Source organism: Cyclobacterium lianum (assembly GCF_900143075.1).
GTDB classification, from domain to species: Bacteria; Bacteroidota; Bacteroidia; order Cytophagales; family Cyclobacteriaceae; genus Cyclobacterium; species Cyclobacterium lianum.
The window spans coordinates 1-19,149 of the sequence record NZ_FRCY01000008.1; the positions used below are offsets into that span (position 1 = coordinate 1).

At 46.9% G+C, this 19,149-nt stretch carries 18 protein-coding genes; 17 read left to right on the plus strand and 1 reads right to left on the minus strand.

Going from position 1 to position 19,149, the window contains the following annotated elements; translation table 11 throughout:
• Positions 1-338 precede the first annotated feature (338 nt).
• On the plus strand, positions 339-659 hold the full coding sequence (locus BUB19_RS13705; RefSeq protein WP_262485842.1) for a DUF4221 domain-containing protein: 321 nt from the start codon (positions 339-341) through the stop codon (positions 657-659).
• Positions 660-936: 277 nt separating this feature from the next.
• Here BUB19_RS13705 and BUB19_RS13710 read toward each other — a convergent pair whose 3' ends face one another.
• The gene (locus BUB19_RS13710; protein WP_073095146.1) at positions 937-1,815 is read right to left on the minus strand and encodes an AraC family transcriptional regulator; all 879 of its coding nucleotides are present in this window, start codon (positions 1,813-1,815) and stop codon (positions 937-939) included.
• 360 nt (positions 1,816-2,175) lie between these two features.
• Here BUB19_RS13710 and BUB19_RS13715 point away from each other — a divergent pair, with 360 nt between their 5' ends.
• From BUB19_RS13715 to BUB19_RS13790, 16 genes are all read left to right on the plus strand, one after another.
• Positions 2,176-3,144 (plus strand): 3-hydroxyacyl-CoA dehydrogenase family protein, encoded by a 969-nt coding sequence (locus BUB19_RS13715; RefSeq protein ID WP_073095147.1) that lies wholly within the window; start codon positions 2,176-2,178, stop codon positions 3,142-3,144.
• A 9-nt stretch (positions 3,145-3,153) separates the two neighbouring features.
• A complete protein-coding gene (locus BUB19_RS13720) occupies positions 3,154-4,464 on the plus strand; it encodes an aspartate aminotransferase family protein (protein WP_073095148.1) in 1,311 nt (436 codons plus the stop codon).
• Between the two features lie 154 nt (positions 4,465-4,618).
• Positions 4,619-5,608, plus strand: coding sequence for a 3-hydroxyacyl-CoA dehydrogenase NAD-binding domain-containing protein (locus tag BUB19_RS13725; RefSeq protein ID WP_073095149.1), 990 nt, complete (start codon positions 4,619-4,621; stop codon positions 5,606-5,608).
• Positions 5,609-5,618: 10 nt separating this feature from the next.
• Positions 5,619-6,356: a phytanoyl-CoA dioxygenase family protein gene (locus BUB19_RS13730; protein ID WP_073095150.1), complete on the plus strand. Its 738-nt coding sequence runs from the start codon at positions 5,619-5,621 to the stop codon at positions 6,354-6,356.
• Positions 6,356-8,875, plus strand: a complete 2,520-nt coding sequence (locus BUB19_RS13735) for a sodium:solute symporter (RefSeq protein ID WP_073095151.1) — start codon at positions 6,356-6,358, stop codon at positions 8,873-8,875. Before BUB19_RS13730 ends, BUB19_RS13735 begins: the two co-directional genes overlap by 1 nt.
• Positions 8,876-9,042: 167 nt before the next feature.
• Positions 9,043-9,903, plus strand: coding sequence for a COG1470 family protein (locus tag BUB19_RS13740; protein ID WP_245802849.1), 861 nt, complete (start codon positions 9,043-9,045; stop codon positions 9,901-9,903).
• Positions 9,904-9,910: 7 nt separating this feature from the next.
• The gene (locus BUB19_RS13745; protein ID WP_073095152.1) at positions 9,911-10,867 is read left to right on the plus strand and encodes an ABC transporter ATP-binding protein; all 957 of its coding nucleotides are present in this window, start codon (positions 9,911-9,913) and stop codon (positions 10,865-10,867) included.
• Positions 10,868-10,880: 13 nt separating this feature from the next.
• The gene (locus BUB19_RS13750; protein WP_073095153.1) at positions 10,881-11,885 is read left to right on the plus strand and encodes an ABC transporter permease; all 1,005 of its coding nucleotides are present in this window, start codon (positions 10,881-10,883) and stop codon (positions 11,883-11,885) included.
• A 180-nt stretch (positions 11,886-12,065) separates the two neighbouring features.
• Entirely contained in the window at positions 12,066-13,349 is a 1,284-nt protein-coding gene (locus BUB19_RS13755; RefSeq protein WP_073095154.1) for a sialidase, read from the plus strand.
• Between the two features lie 70 nt (positions 13,350-13,419).
• Positions 13,420-13,890: a GyrI-like domain-containing protein gene (locus tag BUB19_RS13760; protein WP_073095155.1), complete on the plus strand. Its 471-nt coding sequence runs from the start codon at positions 13,420-13,422 to the stop codon at positions 13,888-13,890.
• Positions 13,891-14,069: 179 nt separating this feature from the next.
• Positions 14,070-14,873, plus strand: coding sequence for an HpcH/HpaI aldolase family protein (locus BUB19_RS13765; protein ID WP_245802850.1), 804 nt, complete (start codon positions 14,070-14,072; stop codon positions 14,871-14,873).
• Between the two features lie 81 nt (positions 14,874-14,954).
• Positions 14,955-15,905, plus strand: coding sequence for an aldo/keto reductase (locus BUB19_RS13770; protein ID WP_073095304.1), 951 nt, complete (start codon positions 14,955-14,957; stop codon positions 15,903-15,905).
• 21 nt (positions 15,906-15,926) lie between these two features.
• Positions 15,927-16,847: a Gfo/Idh/MocA family oxidoreductase gene (locus tag BUB19_RS13775; protein ID WP_073095157.1), complete on the plus strand. Its 921-nt coding sequence runs from the start codon at positions 15,927-15,929 to the stop codon at positions 16,845-16,847.
• Position 16,848: 1 nt separating this feature from the next.
• Positions 16,849-17,625, plus strand: coding sequence for an SDR family oxidoreductase (locus BUB19_RS13780; RefSeq protein ID WP_073095158.1), 777 nt, complete (start codon positions 16,849-16,851; stop codon positions 17,623-17,625).
• Between the two features lie 15 nt (positions 17,626-17,640).
• The gene (locus BUB19_RS13785) at positions 17,641-18,030 is read left to right on the plus strand and encodes a RidA family protein (RefSeq protein ID WP_084097346.1); all 390 of its coding nucleotides are present in this window, start codon (positions 17,641-17,643) and stop codon (positions 18,028-18,030) included.
• Positions 18,027-19,112, plus strand: coding sequence for a dipeptidase (locus BUB19_RS13790; RefSeq protein WP_073095160.1), 1,086 nt, complete (start codon positions 18,027-18,029; stop codon positions 19,110-19,112). The genes BUB19_RS13785 and BUB19_RS13790 overlap by 4 nt, the downstream gene beginning before the upstream one ends.
• Positions 19,113-19,149 lie beyond the last annotated feature (37 nt).

The following is a 19,149-nucleotide window of genomic DNA, read 5'->3' on the forward strand; positions in this document are numbered from 1 at the left end:
GCGGATTCTTTGAACAGTTGGAGCACCGAAAGTACTACAGTTTGGAAGTCGAGTGGGGAAGACCTGGAAAAATGGGCAGGATCAGAACAGTAACTGTCCTGATTTTCAGTATATTGTATTTTATCAAAGATTTTTTTTCGGACATTCGCAAGATATATCCGTCGTGTTTTGGTTGGTATTTTGTACCTTCATAGCTATATGTTTAAGACAACATAATTTACCTAAAGTAGGCCGGTTTTCATAAGGAAAATCGGCTTATTTTGTCTCAAGAGGCCATTTTTTTCTTAACTTAATAGCATTGAGATCTTAGCACGACAACCATTAGCTCCTATGATCAGATTGAAACAGCATATCAAGAGCTTTTGGAGCAGGTAAGGTTTGGCCCCCCGGTGTGGGATAAGACAACAAAACGGTACCTGCGTTTATCAGCAAAAAGGATTTTCTCAGACATTCGGGAAGAAGGAGCATTTCTACCGGAGATAAAAGAAGTTGTGGTATACCTTTCCGTTTTTGATGAAGCGTTCAATTTAATTGCCGAAACAGCTATTCCTGAATTGAGTACTGACTATGTAAAGTACTTTTCCAAAAACGGGAAGCTATGGGTGTTTCAGAATGTGGATGATGAGATGGGGTTTATCAGGCTGGACATGAGTGAATGAAATTAAGACATTATCCTGGTCCCATTCCAGGAGCGAAACGGAGCATTTATGGTGAAATTGGGATTTTTAGTCTTTTGGGATTAATGGTTTGGCAAAAGCCGGGGACATCGATAAATTCAACATTACCTCCAGCTAAAGCAGGAGGCGATTGAACCAAACGAACCCTGGTTCCAAATTATGGCTTAAATCGATGGACGATCGCTCATCAATAGGAAATAGCCCATTCCAAATAAATGAGATTCAAAAATAACAGGCTTAAGCCCGAAATGAGGACTTCCTATGCCACCTCCTGCATGTTGACCATTTTTCGAAAATGGGTGGGTGTCATTTTTTTATACTTCTTGAATTGCCGGTTAAAGTTTGCCAGGTTGTTAAAGCCACATTCGAAAGCAACCTCTACAATATTTCTGTCCGTCTCCGAAAGCATTTTACAGGCATGACCCAGCCTTACCGTATGCAGGTATTCTACAAAGGTAATGCGGTACTGTTCTTTGAAAAAATTACAGAAGGTGGTTACGGCCATATTTGCCATGGAGGCTACTTCCGGCAATGAAATATCCTTATCGAAATTATTGTGAATGTATGCCTTTATTTTATCCAGCCGATCAGAACCCTGGGGGTCAATCTGGTCCAGGTATCCGGGGCTCGCCAGGAACTCGTATTCTCGGGTTTGAGAGAGGATGTCAAAAATCGAAAGCAAACTGGACAAACGCTGTATGCCGTTCATGTGGATCATGCCTTCCATCAGTGCATTGATTTGTTCCTTGGTTTTGCCCTTTAAGGCCATGCCCCTTTTGGAAAGTTTCAGAAAATTTCTGAGGGTTTCCATTTCTGGTATTTTAAGAAAATCCTCTCCAAGAAAATCTTCCTGAAAGTGAATTACAATGGCTTCTGCATCATAGGCAGCCTGTCCATTCACAAAACTCGATTCATTGACCCATACGTGTGGCAGGTAAGGCCCCATACACACCAGGTCGCCTTCCTGAAAGTAGCCTATATGGTCCCCCACCATTCTTCTGCCCTGGCTTTTGAGCACCAGCACCAGCTCATACTCCGGATGATAATGCCAGGGACAGGGAAAATACTGTCCCTTTTCCTTGAATACGATAAAAGATTTATCAAAATCCTGTGGTAGCCTTACTTCGATCGATTTCATAGGGTCTTTCTTTTAGCTTATTAATTTAACTTAAAGTCTGTTTAGAAAAAAGGTTTCGCACTGACATCTGAAAAATAATACCATAAATATAAAGAATAGTAACAGGTGTCCATTCATTAAAGTATTTTATTATTTTTTTGATTACCAGATAGTTAAATCGAAATGACTGTGTTCAGGAGGTAATTTTTACTGCACAGAGCAATACCTTTTGCTGCTTTATGAAAGATAGTACCATCATTCCAGATAATATGAATAGTAAGTCTTGAGTGATCCGGATAATTTTGAAAATACCTTTTTCGGTCAGCAGGAAAAACGAATAGTTGACCCCCGATAATTATCTTAGTTCATGAAAAGCAGTCGATGAGACCGAAAATTGACGTATCAGAAATAGAAACCGGTGTAGTAGGTTTGGGGATGATGGGAACCAGTATAGCTGTGGCTTTGTGCATTGCCGGCCACCCTGTAAAGGCCGTTGCCCCTATAGCGCATGAATTGGAGAATGCGAGAAAAAGTATTGCCCGACAACTACAGCATGCCGATGCAAGTGGGCTCCTGCAGCAGCCAATATCTTTTTATATGAATAGGATCAGGCTGTCGGAAGATTACTTTGTATTTCAAAATTGCCGCCTGGTACTGGAATGTGTCATCGAGGACAAAGCTGCGAAAGCCCGCGTCTACCGGAAAATAGCGGCTGCAACCGGCACAGATACGGTAATTTCAAGTAATACATCGGCCATTCCGGTAAGTGACTTGCAGGAGATGGTGCCTGAACCCGGCAGGTTTTTGGGGATTCATTGGGCAGAGCCGGCATACATGACGCGGTTTATGGAAATCACCAAAGGAATAAGGACCGAAGACCGGTATGCAGATTGGGTCTATCAACTGGCTCACCAGTGGGGTAAAGAACCTACTTTTCTGCAGAAGGATATCCGGGGATTCGTAACCAACCGCCTGATGTATGCAGTGTACCGGGAAATATTTCACCTGGTCGCCAAAGGTGAAACAACGATTGCCGATGCAGACAAGGCCTTCCGTTATGATGCCGGCTCCTGGATGACCTATATGGGGATATTTGAAAGGATGGAACAGCAGGGACTTTCGGATTTCAGCAAAATATTTCAGCGGATTTTTCCGAAATTGGACAACAGTACGGAAGTGCCGCAGCTCATGCAGGAAATGGTGAAGACCAAAGTAAAAGGAGTGCAGCAGGCGAGAGGGCTGTATACCTATACCCGGGAAGAGGCAGCAGCATGGGAAAAATCCTTTGCGGAATTCAACAAGGAAATTTATCAATTGGCAGATCAATACCAAAAAATCAAAAACGAATAAATTTCGTCCATGAAAAAATACGAATACACGGCATCGGCAGCCTGGTTGGAAAGGGCAAAAAAGGTGTTGGCTGCGGGGATTTCTTCCGAATTCAGAAAATACAATCATCCGCATGCACTTTTCTACACCCATGGTAGTGGAACAAAGGTGTATGATGTGGATGGAAATGAATACCTGGATTTTACCCTCAGTCAGGGACCTCTGATTCTGGGGCATTCGCACCCGGAGGTGCTGGATGCTGTAAAAAACGCATCCCTAAAAGGGCAGTTGTTTGCCGGGCAGCATGCTATGGAGATAGAACTGGCAGAGAAGCTTCAGCAGATCATACCCTCGGCCGAACTGATACGATTTTGTCTGGATGGATCAGAAGCGGTGCAGACTGCCCTCAGGGTAGCCCGATCCAAAACGGGAAAGTCTAAATTTTTACGTTTTGAAGGGCATTATCACGGTTGGTTGGATAATGTATGTTATGGAATTTCCACTCCTTCTCCGGAGGCCATGGGTCCGAGGGACAGCCCGGCAATGCATCCCTGGACGCAGGGTCTCCCTGAGGGTGCAGCCGAAGAAAGCTTCCTATTGCCCTGGAATGATTTGGATCTGGTAGCGAAAAAGCTGGAGGAGCATCACCAGGAAATAGCGGCCATCATTACAGAGCCGGTCATGTGTAACAATGGCTGCATTCCGCCAAAAGCGGGTTTCCTGAAAGGATTAAGAACGCTTTGTAGCCAATATGGAGTCGCCTTAATTTTCGATGAGGTCATTACCGGATTCCGGCTGGGACTTGGAGGTGCGCAGGCTCTTTTTGGTGTTACTCCGGATATGGCGGTTTTTGCCAAGGCGATCGGAAGCGGATATCCCATCAGTGCTATAGTAGGAAAAAGGGACTGGATGGAAGAGATCGCTTCTGCACGGGTGATACATGCCGGTACCATGAACACTGGCAATCCTACGGTAGCCGCCGCTTTGGCGACTATTAATATTCTCGAAAGGGATGACCCCTATCCCAAAATGAATGCATTGGGTGAAAGACTCAGATCAGGCCTTCGGGATATTGCAAAAGTATCAGGTCAGCCAATGCTGGTATCAGGCATTGGGCCGGTAGTGCACACGGGTTTTACAGACCTTGAAAGCGCCGTCGATTTTCGGGATGTACTTCTGTTTGATAAAGCGAAATTAAAAACTTTTGTTTCCCGTCTGCATGACCGCGGGCTGCGCATCATTGGTCGCGGGCTCTGGTACATAAGCGCAGTGCACACAGCGGAAGAAATTGACCAGGCCCTTGAGCTGGCAGAAGAGGTTTTAACTGCACAGGACAGATAAAATCGATCCGGCCCGAAATCAGAGGGGGTATGGCGAAAATATTACTCTCCAGGATGATTAGCCAGTATGACCGGTTCTACCGACTGATGATCAGAACAAGGAATCCAGAAAAATCGGAATAAGCTGTGACCTTTGAAAAGCAAATAGAAAACATATGAATTACCTCAAATGCAAGGTGGCAGTAATTGGCGAAGGAATGATGGTCCCCACCGTTGTCTGTTGTCTCCTCAGGGCAGGGCATCAGGTAAAATCCTTTACCCCCCAAAATCCCCTCGCACAGGTTAGGTTTCTGGCGAATATTGCGGGTTTTTCCCGATTGGACGAGGACGGTTTGGAGGGAAATTTTGAAGATTACTCTGAATTGTCAGATTGCGCAATGGTCCTGGCCATTACACGGGAAAGGGAGGAGGAGAAAGCTGCGCTGCTGAAGAAAATTGAAAAAAACGCAAAACAGGACACTTTAATAGCGCTGAACACAGAAAGTATTACACTGGACGAGTTGCAAAACCAAATGCAGTTTCCTTGCAGATTGGTGGGTTTAAACTGGACCTATCCTGCTCACCAAAACCTATTTGCCGAGGTAATAATCAATCCCCTTACCGACAGGGAAAAGGTCAAAGCTTTAATGATTTTGCTCCGGGAGGCCTGGGACAAGGACCCCTACCTGCTGGAAAGCGGGAATGGTATCCGTAGCCGGTTAATGGCAGCCATGGCCAGGGAAGCCTTTTTCCTGATTGAAAACGGGTATGTAAAGGTAGCTGACATCGATCGGGCTTGCCGGAATGATCCGGGTTATTACCTTCCATATGCAGGAAATTGCCGCTATATGGATCTGATGGGCACATTTGTCTATGGAGTAGTGATGAAAGATCTCAATCCGGAACTTTCCAGAACGAAAAATATTCCCGGTTTTTTTGCGGAAATGGTGAAGCAGGATAGTATGAAAAACGCTTCGGAACGGGCCCATCAGGCCCATTCATCTTCAGGGCTTGGTAAACTGGAAATTTCTTTTCTCGAATTTAGCCGTAAAATGAGGGCATTGATGGAAAAGTATCCTTTTCCAAGAAGCAGAACTTCTGAGGAAGAACTTACGGAGATCGATCAGGGTGGCTTCAGATTAAAAAATAGGGATCGGAAAAAATAAAAAAAATAAGATGGATATTTCAGAAATAAAAAAATCCTTTGATGCCGACGGATTTGTCCATTTACCAGGCTTTCTTAAGAGCGGGCAGGTAGATGGGATCAATGCCAGGCTGAAGGGTTGGTCGGAAGCAAAGGTAGATACCATGGCTCCCGAGCATGTTAAATTTGAGGAGAATGGTGATTTTTCCAGCTTGAAAATGCTGCAAGACCTGCAAATTTATGATCCTTTCTTTGCAGACATTCTTTTCGACAGCAGCTTTACACGGTTGGCTGAAGATTTACTGGAAGAGAAGGTTTTTGGCAAGACCCTGGAATATTTCAACAAACCGGCCCTAATTGGGAAAGCCACCCCGCCTCACCAGGACGGGTATTATTTTATGCTGCAGCCCATGTCTGCCGTTACCATGTGGCTGGCACTGGAGGAGGTGGACGCAGAAAACGGCTGGGCAAGTTATGTTCGTGGTTCCCATAAAAAGGGTATGCGTAATCATTCCCGAACCCAAACGCCGGGATTTTCGCAGGGAATTGCAGATTTTGGCTTGCCTGCAGATCTGGAAAATGAAGTGTTTTTTCCAGCCCAACCCGGAGATTTGCTGGTACACCACGCGCTCACCATTCACCGTGCCAGCCCAAACACCAGCAAGGACCGTAGCCGGAAAGCCATGGGCCTGATCTATTTCGGAGCATCAGCAAAAGAGGACGTAGTCGCCAAAGCTTCCTACGTGAAATCACTGAACAAAAAAAGCTGATGATACCAAAGAAGCCGATTTCCAGCTTTCTGATTTACCTGTGTGTGTTGCTGTTTTCAGCCTGTGAAAAAAATGATGCTGCTATCGGCGATGATCTGAGACAGAGGGCTATTCAGGAACTGGATACCGTGATGGTAAAGCAGGAACGTTGGGTAAAGGTCCATGCAGCAGAATACAAAATAGAGCTTGGCTACACGGAAGATGTCGCCGAAACCTTTATGGCGGAACTACTGCAAGCTCAAAACCAATCTCAATACAGAATTGGCGTCTGGCGGGTTTTGGCGCAGTGTAATTCACTTGAAGTTGATCAATACCGGGAGAAAATAGCCGCAGCATTCCGGGACAAACAGGGAGACGACAGGGTGTATGCTGCAGAATCGATGGCAAAATTGGGACTCAACCTAAAGAGATGGGCGCCGGAAGCAACAGAAGAAGTGCTGAACGGACCTGTCAATTCCCTTTATGTTTACACGATGTGGAGTAGCCTTCAGGGAGAGGATCCTGCCGATGAGGTTTCAGCCTTACTGGAGTTGGTTAAAAACAAGAAATTGGACGATCTCCTTGTCATGCAAGCTGCATATGCGCTGCGAAATGAAGGTAATTTGAGTATTACACAGTGGAAAAACCTGGCCAGTCAGGCATTGGCAAGGGAGGAGAGCTCCGCGGCAAAAGTGTATCTTTTGTCTGCGGCGTTTATCCATGCACCCGAATCAGAAAAAGGCCGAGATACCTTTGCAGCCGTCAGAGAACAATTGCTTTTGTATAGAGATTCTGCCGAAAAAGGCGCGCAAATGGAGCTGGCCATTGCCTTGGGCAGGGCTGGCAGGCCGGAGGATTTGGCGGTTTTGAAAAAACTGCTTGAAGGCAGTAATCCGGTTGATCCTTCTGGAGACCCTGAGGCAATCGCCCTGCACCATGCAGCACAGGCAGATATCCGGGCTACTGCCGCATACAGCATCTTGACCATGGACCGCAGACGGGAATACAGCCTCGCATTGGGAGACTGGCTGGTTGTAGTCCTGTATCTGGCAGGTATGTTGGGTGTGGGTTATTACTTTTCCAGAAAAAACAAAAACGAGCGGGACTACTATCTTGGTGGCGGAAAAATGAATCCCATTGCAGTGGGCCTGTCCCTCTTTGCTACCCTGCTGAGTTCGCTAAGCTACCTTTCCTATCCGGGCGAAATGGTAAAGTACGGGCCGGTGATTCTGTCCGGTATATTGGTGTTTCCGTTAGTTTATTATGTCGTGGGCTGGTTTTTAATTCCCCAATTCATGAAACTTCGGGTGACCAGTGCTTACCAGATCCTGGAGATCAATCTCGGGGTCAGCATCCGTTTGCTGGCCACTTTCTTTTTTCTCTCCCTGAGATTTCTTTGGATGGGAACCATCATTTTTATCACTGTGCATACGGCCATACTGGCGATATTTGGATTTGACCAGAAATATGCCCTGTTGATCAGCATACTGCTCATGGGGATTACAATTTTTTACACCACAATGGGTGGATTAAAGGCAGTGGTTTTTACAGATGTGATCCAGTCCGGCGTATTGATGGGAGGTGCAATTCTCACGCTGTTGGTAGTAAGTTATCAATTGGGCTCCTTTACAAGCTGGATTCCGGGCGAATGGCTGACGCAGTGGGGAGAGTTGAAAATAGGGCTGGATGCCAGGGAGCGCCTGACCATTGCCAATGCCCTATTGACTACCTTTGTCTGGTACGTAGCCTCCTCTGGCTCAGACCAAATGTCCATTCAGCGATTTCTGGCTACCGAAAATGTACAAACTGCCAGGAAGACATTTGGGGTTTCACTGATCACTAACTTTGTGGTACAGTGTCTTCTGGGTTTGGTCGGCCTCGCTGTGCTGGCCTATTTTCTTGCCTTTCCGCAGTACTTATCGCCCGGGGAAACGGTATCCAGCCATGCCGATCAGTTGTTCCCGAAATTTATACTTGTTGGATTGCCGGTAGGCATTTCCGGTCTGGTGGCTGCAGGAATACTGGCAGCTGCCATGTCCAGTCTTTCTTCGGGACTGAATAGCACCTCCTCGGTCATTTCAGAAGACCTGATCAAGAGATTTACCAAAAATTATAAGGCACCAAAAAACCAAATGCGGGGAGTGCGGAACCTGTCGTTTTTTGTGGGAATATTCGCATTGGTCCTCAGCGTGCTGATCAGTAAGGTAGAAGGCAATCTGTACGATGTGATTGTCAGGGTGGTGAATTTATTCGTCTCCCCACTATTTGTCCTGTTTTTTATGGCCTTATTTGTGCCGTTTGCGACGGCAAGAGCTACATTAGCTGGGGGATTGATCAGTGTAGCTACTGCCATTGCGATATCTTTTTTTAAGTGGATGGGCATAGAAGTTCTTTTTATCCTGCCGGCCTCTCTTCTCGCAGGTATCCTTTCCGGATCCATTTTAAGCTATCTCGATTACCGGCTCCTGGGAAATCGGGAAACCATGGAAAAGAGAAGCCGGGAAGCGGCAATTTTTAAGGATCCTGGTGAAGTGGAGTGAAAACCCAGAACGGGTGTACATGTTAAAAAACGTTAATTTTTGTTACCAGGTCTTGTGAAAATATTTCTTCTCATCTAAAATTGATGCTGCAATTCTTGAAGTTATCTTAAGGTAAATAAAGTAGGATTTAACATTATTCATTTAATCAATAAATTTCACTTATTTATATGGAAACAACAGATAATTTTGACAACATGGTACTCGGAAGGGTTGTGCATCGTTTATTGTTCTTTTTTACCATTTTTTTTCTAATCACAAATTCTTCAAAAACAACCGCACAGACGTCCTCGCAGGGATCTTCGATTACCTCAAACCTTATCAATATTGAAGCTCCGGCAAGCGAAACCTTCCGCTATCAGGCCACGCTTAAAAATGGCGCGGGAAGTGCCCAAGTTTTCCAGTTAAGTGCAGATGTTCCCGAAGGCTGGCGGTTGGTATTCAAGGCCAGAGGTAGTCAGGTCACTTCCATTAATGTTGAGCCGGACAGGACAGAAAGCATCAGTATTGAGATCAAGCCCGCTTATGGGGCAGAGCCGGCCCAATATCCCTTTACCGTGCACGCTATATCAGACCGTGAGTCGCTGCAGCTAGCATTGGAGGCAGTAGTGGAAGGATCCTATGAGATGGAGCTAACCACGCCTTCGGGACTATTGAGTGGAGAAATTACAGAGGGCAAAAAAGCTGAGATCACCCTAAGGGTGAAAAATACGGGTTCCCTCGCCTTGAATGAAATCACCCTTTCCGCCCAGACACCCTCCAGGTGGGAAGCTACTTTTTCTCCATCAGAAATCGCCCAATTGGATCCGGGAGAGACGGTTGATCTGATTGCTACAGTCACCGTTCCGGAAAAAACGCTGGCCGGTGATTATGTAACCAAATTTACTGCTAAGAATACGTCGGGTAATAGTACTGCAACCTACCGGATGACAGTAAAAACGTCGGTGTTGTCCGGCTGGGTTGGAATTCTGGTAATTTTAATCGCCATAGGCTTTGTGTTTTACCTCATCCGAAAATTTGGTAGAAGATAGTCATATTATGGATAACCCAATCATACAGTTGAGACACCTTACAAAACACTATGGTGATTTTAAAGCAGTAAAGGGATTGGATCTTACCATCAACAAGGGAGAGATTTTCGGTTTGCTGGGGCCTAACGGAGCCGGCAAGACCACTACCATCCTCATGATGATGGGGCTGACAGAGCCTACTTCCGGCACTGCACAGGTTTGCGGGTTTGATGCCAGCAGGGATCCGATATCCGTAAAAAGGCTGGTGGGCTATATGCCGGACAGCGTTGGCTTCTACGACAACATGACGGCCCTGGAAAACCTCATGTATATCGGAGAGCTAAACGGGATTCCGCGGGCAGAAGTAGAAAATCGTGCCCTCACCACAATGGATTTGGTGGGGCTGCAGGGAGATGCCATACACAAAAAAACATCAGCGTATTCCAGAGGAATGAAGCAGCGCCTCGGTCTTGCTGAAGTGCTGATCAAAGAACCAAAAGTTATCGTTTTGGACGAGCCCACGCTGGGGATAGATCCCAGTGGTGTCAGGGAATTTCTCAGCCTTATTATGCGCCTGAGCCGGGAAAAAGGACTTACCGTATTGCTTTCTTCCCACCATCTGCATCAGGTACAGCAGGTATGTGACCGTGTTGGGATTTTTGTCAATGGAGAATTGCTGGTTGAGGGTGATATCAATAGCCTTTCCAGCCAGCTTTTTGCAGAAAAATCTTACGAGATTCATGTCAGCCTGGAAGAGACCATCAGCCTTCCCTGGAAAGACGAGACGGAGATGCTTCAAATGCCTTCAGTGCAGTCTGTTTCCGCAGTAGACCAAAGGATAGCAATTTCCTGCAAGGTAGACGTGACACCAGATGTAGTACGGTTTTTTGTACACAGAGGATATGGGGTGACCGGCGTCCAGAAGAAAGAGTATGGTTTGGAGGATATCTACCAGAAGTATTTTGAAGACAGTAAGTTCAATTGAAAAGTAGAGAATAATGAAAGCAATCATAGATTCTTTAAAAAGTCATTCGTCTACCAGTTCAGGCGTCCAGCCCCACCCCTTTTGGGTGATGGTGAGAAAGGAAATAGCCGATCATATTCGCAGTTGGCGTTTTCTGGTCTTGTTGGTGCTTGTAGTGCTTACATTTTGGGGAACTACCTCAGTGTCCATGGCCAACCTCAGACAGGTGGTGGGCAATGCCAATGACCCGGACAGTTTGTTTCTTTACCTCAAGCTTTTGACTACCACGGAAGGATCCCTGCCTCCATTTCATGTATTTCTCAGTTTTCTCGGTCCGCTTCTGGGTATCAGTCTCGGTTTCGATGCGGTCAATTCCGAGCAACAAAACGGAACTCTGACCCGCATCATGGCCCAACCGGTTTTCCGCGACAATTTGCTACTTTCCAAATTTGTCAGCGCGTTGACATTAGTAGGTAGTTTGTTGTTATCGCTCTCTTTATTGATGATTGGGGGAGGAATCCTTATCACAGGTGTATTGATCGAGGTAGAGGAGCTGATCAGGATACTCGGTTTTACTTTCCTTTGTACCATATACGTTGGATTTTGGCTAGGCTTATCTATCTTGCTATCGATACTGTTCAGGCAAGGCGCTACCTCCGCGCTCACAGCGATAGGGATATGGTTGTTTTTTACTGTATTCTACCAAATCATTGTCAATCTGGTGGCAGAAGCGCTTGTTCCTGCAGAAAGTGCTTTGTCTCAGCAAGCAATACTGCGCTACAATGAATTATTATTGAATTTGCTGCGACTAGCCCCCAGCCAGCTCTATACTGATGCCACTACCACCTTGCTGATGCCCTCTGTCAGGAGCCTTGGACCCATCACAATGGAGCAAATGGCAGGAGCCATACCCTCTCCACTTCCCTTAAAGGAAAGCCTGATGATCGTATGGCCACAGCTAAGTGGCCTGATAGCAGCTACTGTGCTTTGTTTTGCCTTGTCCTATTACCTGTTTATGAGAAGGGAAATACGCAGTTAAACGCTGGTAAGTTAGACGGATCTTTACCCGGGTTTTTGTGATTTTTGTTGCGGCTGATTTCGCTGCTTGCCTGCATTGTTGAATTTACTGTGGATTGAAAGGGGTATTGCGGAATTCGATTTCCGGATTTAGGATAATTATTGTATTTTGACTTTTCGATCAAAAACGATGCAATGATTTATGGACCATGCTAACCCGAATAGCCGGAGAAATTTTGTCAGGGATAGTTTGATTGCAGGTATAAGCCTTTCCGGAATCGCTCCCCTTACACTTTTGGCAGACAGGCTAAGCGCCGCTCCAGGGCAGGAGATCTTGAATTTTAGCCTAAAACTACAGGTTCCGACACGCTTGTTCGATGGCGAAAAATGCTGGGTGCATCCCAGGGCGGGAATTGTGCCGGGAGCCGGAAAGGGAGAATTACCACGCGTGGTGATGACCATGAATACTTTAGACCTGTCGGGGAGCGATGTCTTTAAAGGCATGTATGGAATGCATTCGGATGATGGAGGGGGCAATTGGACTGTGCCGGAAGCCCTGCCTCCGCTTGCCCCCAGGTACGAAAAAGTGGAGAACGAAGAACGACCGGTGGCCGCAAGTGATTTCTGGCCTGCATTGCATAGGGAAAGCAAAAGCCTCCTGGGCACCGGGCATACTATCGTGTATACTGCCGACTGGAAAGTAGCTCATCCCAGGCCCCGGCACACAGCCTACTCAGTGTATGATGTCCGAAAAAATCAATGGTCAAAATGGGAAAAACTGGATATGGGAAACCATCGGAAGTTTCAAAATGCAGGGGCAGGCTGTGTGCAACGCTGGGATGAGGCAGATGGGAATATTCTTTTGCCCATTTATTTTATGCCCCCAGGCAGCAATTCACAGGTAACGGTGACCCGTTGTGCCTACGACGGGAAGAAGCTTCGATTTCTGGAGCAGGGCAATGACCTGTCCATTGACGATGAAAGCAGGGGACTACATGAGCCCTCCCTGACACGGTTTCAGGGAAAATACTACCTGACCATTCGCAATGACAACCAGGGTTTTGTTACTCAAAGTGAGGATGGCCTGCAATATGCCCCTATTCAATCCTGGAAATTTGATGACGGTACGGATCTGGGTAATTACAATACCCAGCAACATTGGGTGACACACAGTGAAGGGCTTTACCTGGTTTATACCCGTCGTGGCGCAGGCAATGACCATGTATTTCGCCACCGGGCGCCGCTCTTTATGGCAAAAGTCCATCCGGATAGATTGTATGTCATCAGGGATACCGAGAGGATTCTTGTACCGGAAAGGGGAGCCCGTTTAGGTAATTTCGGGGTCACAATGATTAGCCCGGACGAAACCTGGGTGACCGTATCAGAATGGATGCAACCCGAAGGCGCAGAGAAATATGGAAGCGATGGTAGTGTATATGTTGCCAAAATTCGCTGGAGCCAGCCGAACGGCTTATTTAGCGGGTAAATTTTGAAGACGATTAGTACTTTTCTACCTTTCGCGATATGCTTAAAAAAAATACAAAGCCCTGGTAATAATGGAAAAAATCACCCTTCCCGGCTTCCAATTAATTGGTCTCAGACTTGCCGCAAAGACCAGCAACGAAAATGGACAATCTATGTTAGATTGTGGCCATTTATGGCAGGAATTTGAAAGGGGACAATATTTCAAAAAAATTCCGAACAAAATTGACAATAACATTTATGCCGTTTATTATGAGTACGAAGGGGACCATTCCGAACCCTTCAGCTATTTTATTGGCTGTAAGATAAGACCACAGTCAGGAGATTTGTCCGGTCTCCATATGCTGAACATGCCTACACAGCGATATTGTAAAATCACAGCAAAGGGAAAGATGCCTGATTGTATGTCAGCTTCCTGGCGAAAAATCTGGGATTCTAAGATGAACCGGACATTTGGTTTTGATTTTGAAGTGTACGGGGAAAAAAGCCAAAACCGGGATGACACTGAAGTGGATATATATGTGTCGGTCAGCGATCATGAGTAGTTAGATGAAGCACTTGAGGATTGGTTTATTATTCGGTACAACGAGGCAACCTGGTGTTCAGGTAGGATCCTGGTACTCCTCGGGTTGAAAAAAAGTACCAGCTTTACAAATAAAAGTAATAGTCAGGACCTGCTACCTGTCTTACATTTGAAGAAGAAGGAAACAATATGACTGTATCCATGAGACCCAGCCTGGTGCTGCAAAAATTGCGCTCTGGGGAAAATGTGGCCTGTTTTAAAGTGAACCTTGCCGATCCACGGGCGGTGGAAATAGCAGCCTTGTCAGGCTTTGACTGCATTTGGCTGGACCAGGAGCATATAGGGCAGGACTGGTCCATCCTTGCCGCTCAAATATGGGCCGCCAAATCACAAAATAAAGATACGCTGGTAAGGGTGAGCAGGGGAAGTTACAGCGATTATGTGAAGCCTCTCGAACTGGATGCCACTGGTATTATGGTCCCTCATGTGATGCATGCAGCAGATGCCAGAAAGGTAGTAGAGATGACCCGTTTCCATCCAGAGGGAATGCGGGCCATTGATGGGGGCAATGCCGATGGGGCATATACTGCAGCCGATTTCAGACAATACCTGAAAGATGCCAATCGGCAACGGTTCGTAATCCTTCAGATAGAAGATCCGGAGGCCCTGGAAGGGTTGGAAGATATAGCCCGGCTGGAAGGGTACGATATGCTCTTTTTCGGACCGGGAGATTTCAGTCAGGCCATTGGTGCCCCCGGAGAAATGAACCACCCAGAGATCACAGCAGCAAGGGAAAAGGTAGTACGCTTGGCAAAAAAACACAGAAAATTTGCCGGTACCACCGGAACACCGGATAAGGTTTCGATTTACCAGACGATGGGGTATCAGTTTATCAGCATCGGGGCAGATGTGATTTCCCTGACCCAATACTGCAGGCAACTGATGGCCGATTTCAATACTACAGATCCAAAAAATAGTTCCTCCGGGCATTATTACAAGTCATGAAATTGGGCTGCCAGTGATGGATATGCATGAGAGTTTTCTATATGGTAGGCGTGCAGGCCGTTGAATAAAAAATACATACTTATGAACCAAAGGTCCTTGGGAAATACAGGTATTGATGTATCTGAGATCGCCTTCGGAGGAGTGGAAATTGGGCTCCCTTACGGACCCGGCATTCGAAGCCAAAAGGACATGATGCAGGAAGAGGAGGCAGTCGGCCTTCTCCGGCATGCACTCGATAAGGGGATCAATTTCTTTGACACGGCCAGGATGTATGGCAGGAGCGAACGTCTGATGGGAAAGGCCTTTGTGGATATTCGGGAGAAAGTCATCCTGTGTTCCAAATGCCAACATCTGCGGGATTCTTCAGGGCAATTGCCAACTCCTTCCAGGTTGACTGCATTGATCCACCGATCTCTTGAGGAAAGTCTTGGTGCTTTGGGTACCGATTACCTGGATGTATGGATGCTGCACCAGGCGGATCTGGAGATCCTGCGGCACGAAACCGTATGCAGGGTTTTTCAGGATATCCAAAAAGCAGGTAAGGTAAGGGTAATCGGCGCGTCTACTTACACTGTGCCGGAGTCTGAAACGGCTATCCGTTCAGGGGTCTGGCAGGTAGTGCAATTGCCATTCAACCTGCTGGACCAAAGGCAAGCTGTGGTTTTTGACCTGGCAGCCGAAAAAGGAGTGGGTCTGGTGGTCAGGTCGGTCCTGCTCCGTGGCATGTTGACCGATCGGGGCCGACACCTGAAGGCGCCGCTGAATAAAATCGAAAGCCATATTGCCCGATACAGGGATCTGGCTGGGAATAATCATATAGATTTACCTGAATATGCCACCCGCTTTGTCCTGGCCCAGGCCCAGGTTTCTGCCGTATTGCTGGGAATAGACAGACTGGAATATCTGGACGTAGCAGTTGAGACTGCTGCGAAAGGATTGATCCCGGAAGCACTGCTCCGCGGTGCACGGCCTTTTCCCGATCCGGAGTTTATCGATATTCCTCATTGGGACCGGATGGGTTGGTTGGATTGATAACTATTCTAAAATAATATAATGTTGGATATTGGCATCATTGGCATGAGCCCGGGAAATGCACATCCCTATTCCTGGTCGGCAATCATTAACGGCAGATTTGATCCGAAGCGCATTGGTGCAGCAGGCTATCCGGCAGTCGGAGATTATCTACAGGCAAATAAAGATACCCTGGGGATTCCCGGTGCCAGGATAAGTCATGTTTGGACTCAGAAACGGGAAGTCAGTGAGGACATTGCCAGACATTCGGGCATTGATCATGTGGTGGATAGTTTGCCAGCTATGATTGGGAAAGTGGATGCGGTAATTTTGGCCAGAGACGATCCGGAAAAACATGTGGAAATGGCCAAACCGTTTTTGAATGAGGGTATCCCCATATTTGTGGACAAGCCCCTGGCTTTCAGCAATGCTGATTTACAATACTTTAAAGACCAGGTACATGCAGGTAAATTCTTAATGTCATGTTCATCCATGCGGTATGCGCATGAGTGCCGGACCCTCAAAACTGAAATGAAGTCCATGGGCACCCTGCAGCTTGTTACTGCGGTAGGTAAAAAAGACTGGAAAAAATATGGCGTACACCTGCTGGAAGCCCTTTTTTCCAGTCTGGATGATCCTGATCCGCTTTGGGTACAGCATGTTGGGGAAGAAAATAAAGATATTGTAGTGCTGGGTTTTCCTCAGGGCATACAGGCAACGATTCACCTGTTCAGAGATATCAGTAGCACGTTCCAAATGTCTTTCTTTGGATCTGAGGGGTGGAGAATGGCAGAGATTAAGAATTCCTATTCCATGTTTAGGGAAAACCTGATCGAATTCGTCAGGTCAGTAGAGGCAGGCAAACCCCGGTTGGAATTTAAAAAGACAGTGTCCATCATACGTGCGCTCTTAGGGGCACAGGAAAGTTTTGAAAACGGAGGTAAAAGGATTTCATTGAAATGACATGCATATCAAAAATTTATTTAGCTTAAAAGACAAGGTCGTAGTGGTAACGGGCGGGTCCGGCCTTTACGGAAAATGCCTGGTGGAAGGACTGGCGGAGGCTGAAGGTACAGTGATCACCACCTCCAGGAATATGGAATCGGCCAGGCGCACGGCAGCCGAATTTCAGGAAAGGGGATTGGACGTTCACCCAATGGCTGTGGATCAGGGTGACCGCGACTCTGTCCGGGCTTTTAAGAAGGAGCTTTCGAAAGCCTTTGGAGCCTTGCATGTATTTGTAAACAATGCCGTTTCACGACCCATGCAGGGGTATCGTGCTCCCATCAGAGAATTTGACGAATCCATGCGCGTCAATGCCACGGGAATGATGGATCTTGTCCGGGAGATGATTGATTTGATCGTAGAAAGCGGCGGCGGATCCGTCATCAGTATAAGTTCTATGATGGGCATGAAAGGCCCTGACCTGTCCAACTATGAGGGAACGAATATGGGCGATTTACCACCGGATTATTTTTTTCACAATGCCGGCCTGATCAATCTGAGCCGCTACCTGGCCAAAATGCACGCTGGCAAAAACATCCGCTTTAACTGCATTTCTCCCGGCGGCTTGTTCAACCATCAACCAAAGCCCTTTCTGGACAATTATTGTAAAAAAGTTCCCCTGGGAAGGATGGCCAATAATGATGATATCAAAGGCTTGGCCGTATTGTTGGCATCCGATGCAGGGGCGTATATTAATGGAGAAAACATCCTGATGGATGGAGGACTCAATGCATAAACAAAATAAATGACCATGAAAAAAATTATTCATCCGAAACGGGATCAGGGTTTCGATACCGGAGCTTACTCAGACGCTATTTTGGTAGACGGTTTTCTATTTGTCAGTGGCCAGGCATCTGTGGATTTTGAAACCTCACAATTCAAGTTGGGTACCATTGAGGAGGAAACCAACCAGACTTTGAATAACATTAAGGCCATCGTAGAAGCTGCCGGAGGAAGTATGGAACACATCGTCAAGTGTACCGTACATCTGGCCGATATCAGTGAATTTGACCGGTACAACAAGGTGTATGCCGGTTATTTTAAAGATACCAAACCTGCACGTATAACTGTACAATCTGTCCTCGCCGAGGGCCTGAAGGTGGAAATAGATTGCATCGCCAAAATTCCAGCTAGCTCATGAGCAAGAGACTGATTGTGGATGCACATCTGGACCTGGCTATGAATGCCCTTGAATGGAACAGGGATCTGCGTATGCCGTTGTCAGAGATCCGCAAAGCAGAGATGCACATGCCAGACAAACCGGACAGGGGTAGGGGCACGGTTTGTTTGCCTGAGTTAAGGAGGGGAAAAATTGGTATCGTTGTGGCCACCCAACTGGCCCGCTACTCACCTCCTGATTCGGCGCTCGCAGGCTGGCGCTCAGCCCAGCAGGCCTGGGCAATGACACAGGCCCAGTTGGCCTGGTACCGTGAAATGGAAGCCCTGGGAGAAATGAAGCAGATCACCACCCGGTCAGAACTCGACCAGATGGTAGCGCTCTGGAATGACGATTCTCTTGCCGACGAAAACAAACCCATTGGTTTTCTGCTCAATCTGGAGGGAGCAGATTCGCTTGTTGACATTTCCTATCTCGAAACTGCCTATGCTTACGGGCTGAGGGCACTTGGGCTTTCCCATTTTGGACCCGGCAGGTACGCTCCCGGAACAAAAACGCAGGGAAGTATTACCCCGATGGGAAGGGAGTTGCTTAAGGCAATGGAGAAATATCAGCTGATCCTCGATGTAACCCACCTGACGGATGAGGGTTTTGAGGAGGCGATTGACAGCTATGGAGGTCCTGTCTGGGCCAGTCACCACAACGTAAGAAAAATTGTACCTAACCAAAGACAATTGACAGACCACCAGGTCAAAAAGCTGATCGAAAAAGGAGCTGTAATCGGAGGTATGCTGGATTGCTGGGCAATGGACATTCGTTTTATCGATACGGTATCTGATCCCTGGCAACTGGACATAAGGTTGGAGCATTTGGTAGACCACTGGGACCATATTTGCCAGTTGGCTGGTGATAGCCAGCACATTGGTATAGGCAGCGACCTGGATGGGATATTCGGTACAGAGCAGACACCCTGGGACATGAACAGCATCGCCGACCTTCGGAAATATGAGGAAATACTGGACAAACGGGGTTACTCCAGTCAGGACATTGACAATATCTTCCATGGCAACTGGCTGCGTTTTTTGCGCCATGCCTTGCCGGTTTAATTATCTGCATCAAACTCACCACACAATTCATACAGGA

Bases quoted from the DNA above. Each gene is read 5' to 3' on its own strand.
- BUB19_RS13710 (WP_073095146.1), bottom strand. From the start codon at position 1,815: ATGAAATCGATCGAAGTAAGGCTACCACAGGATTTTGATAAATCTTTT.
- BUB19_RS13715 (WP_073095147.1), top strand. From the start codon at position 2,176: ATGAGACCGAAAATTGACGTATCAGAAATAGAAACCGGTGTAGTAGGT.
- BUB19_RS13720 (WP_073095148.1), top strand. From the start codon at position 3,154: ATGAAAAAATACGAATACACGGCATCGGCAGCCTGGTTGGAAAGGGCA.
- BUB19_RS13725 (WP_073095149.1), top strand. From the start codon at position 4,619: ATGAATTACCTCAAATGCAAGGTGGCAGTAATTGGCGAAGGAATGATG.
- BUB19_RS13730 (WP_073095150.1), top strand. From the start codon at position 5,619: ATGGATATTTCAGAAATAAAAAAATCCTTTGATGCCGACGGATTTGTC.
- BUB19_RS13735 (WP_073095151.1), top strand. From the start codon at position 6,356: ATGATACCAAAGAAGCCGATTTCCAGCTTTCTGATTTACCTGTGTGTG.
- BUB19_RS13740 (WP_245802849.1), top strand. From the start codon at position 9,043: ATGGAAACAACAGATAATTTTGACAACATGGTACTCGGAAGGGTTGTG.
- BUB19_RS13745 (WP_073095152.1), top strand. From the start codon at position 9,911: ATGGATAACCCAATCATACAGTTGAGACACCTTACAAAACACTATGGT.
- BUB19_RS13750 (WP_073095153.1), top strand. From the start codon at position 10,881: ATGAAAGCAATCATAGATTCTTTAAAAAGTCATTCGTCTACCAGTTCA.
- BUB19_RS13755 (WP_073095154.1), top strand. From the start codon at position 12,066: ATGGACCATGCTAACCCGAATAGCCGGAGAAATTTTGTCAGGGATAGT.
- BUB19_RS13760 (WP_073095155.1), top strand. From the start codon at position 13,420: ATGGAAAAAATCACCCTTCCCGGCTTCCAATTAATTGGTCTCAGACTT.
- BUB19_RS13765 (WP_245802850.1), top strand. From the start codon at position 14,070: ATGAGACCCAGCCTGGTGCTGCAAAAATTGCGCTCTGGGGAAAATGTG.
- BUB19_RS13770 (WP_073095304.1), top strand. From the start codon at position 14,955: ATGAACCAAAGGTCCTTGGGAAATACAGGTATTGATGTATCTGAGATC.
- BUB19_RS13775 (WP_073095157.1), top strand. From the start codon at position 15,927: ATGTTGGATATTGGCATCATTGGCATGAGCCCGGGAAATGCACATCCC.
- BUB19_RS13780 (WP_073095158.1), top strand. From the start codon at position 16,849: ATGCATATCAAAAATTTATTTAGCTTAAAAGACAAGGTCGTAGTGGTA.
- BUB19_RS13785 (WP_084097346.1), top strand. From the start codon at position 17,641: ATGAAAAAAATTATTCATCCGAAACGGGATCAGGGTTTCGATACCGGA.
- BUB19_RS13790 (WP_073095160.1), top strand. From the start codon at position 18,027: ATGAGCAAGAGACTGATTGTGGATGCACATCTGGACCTGGCTATGAAT.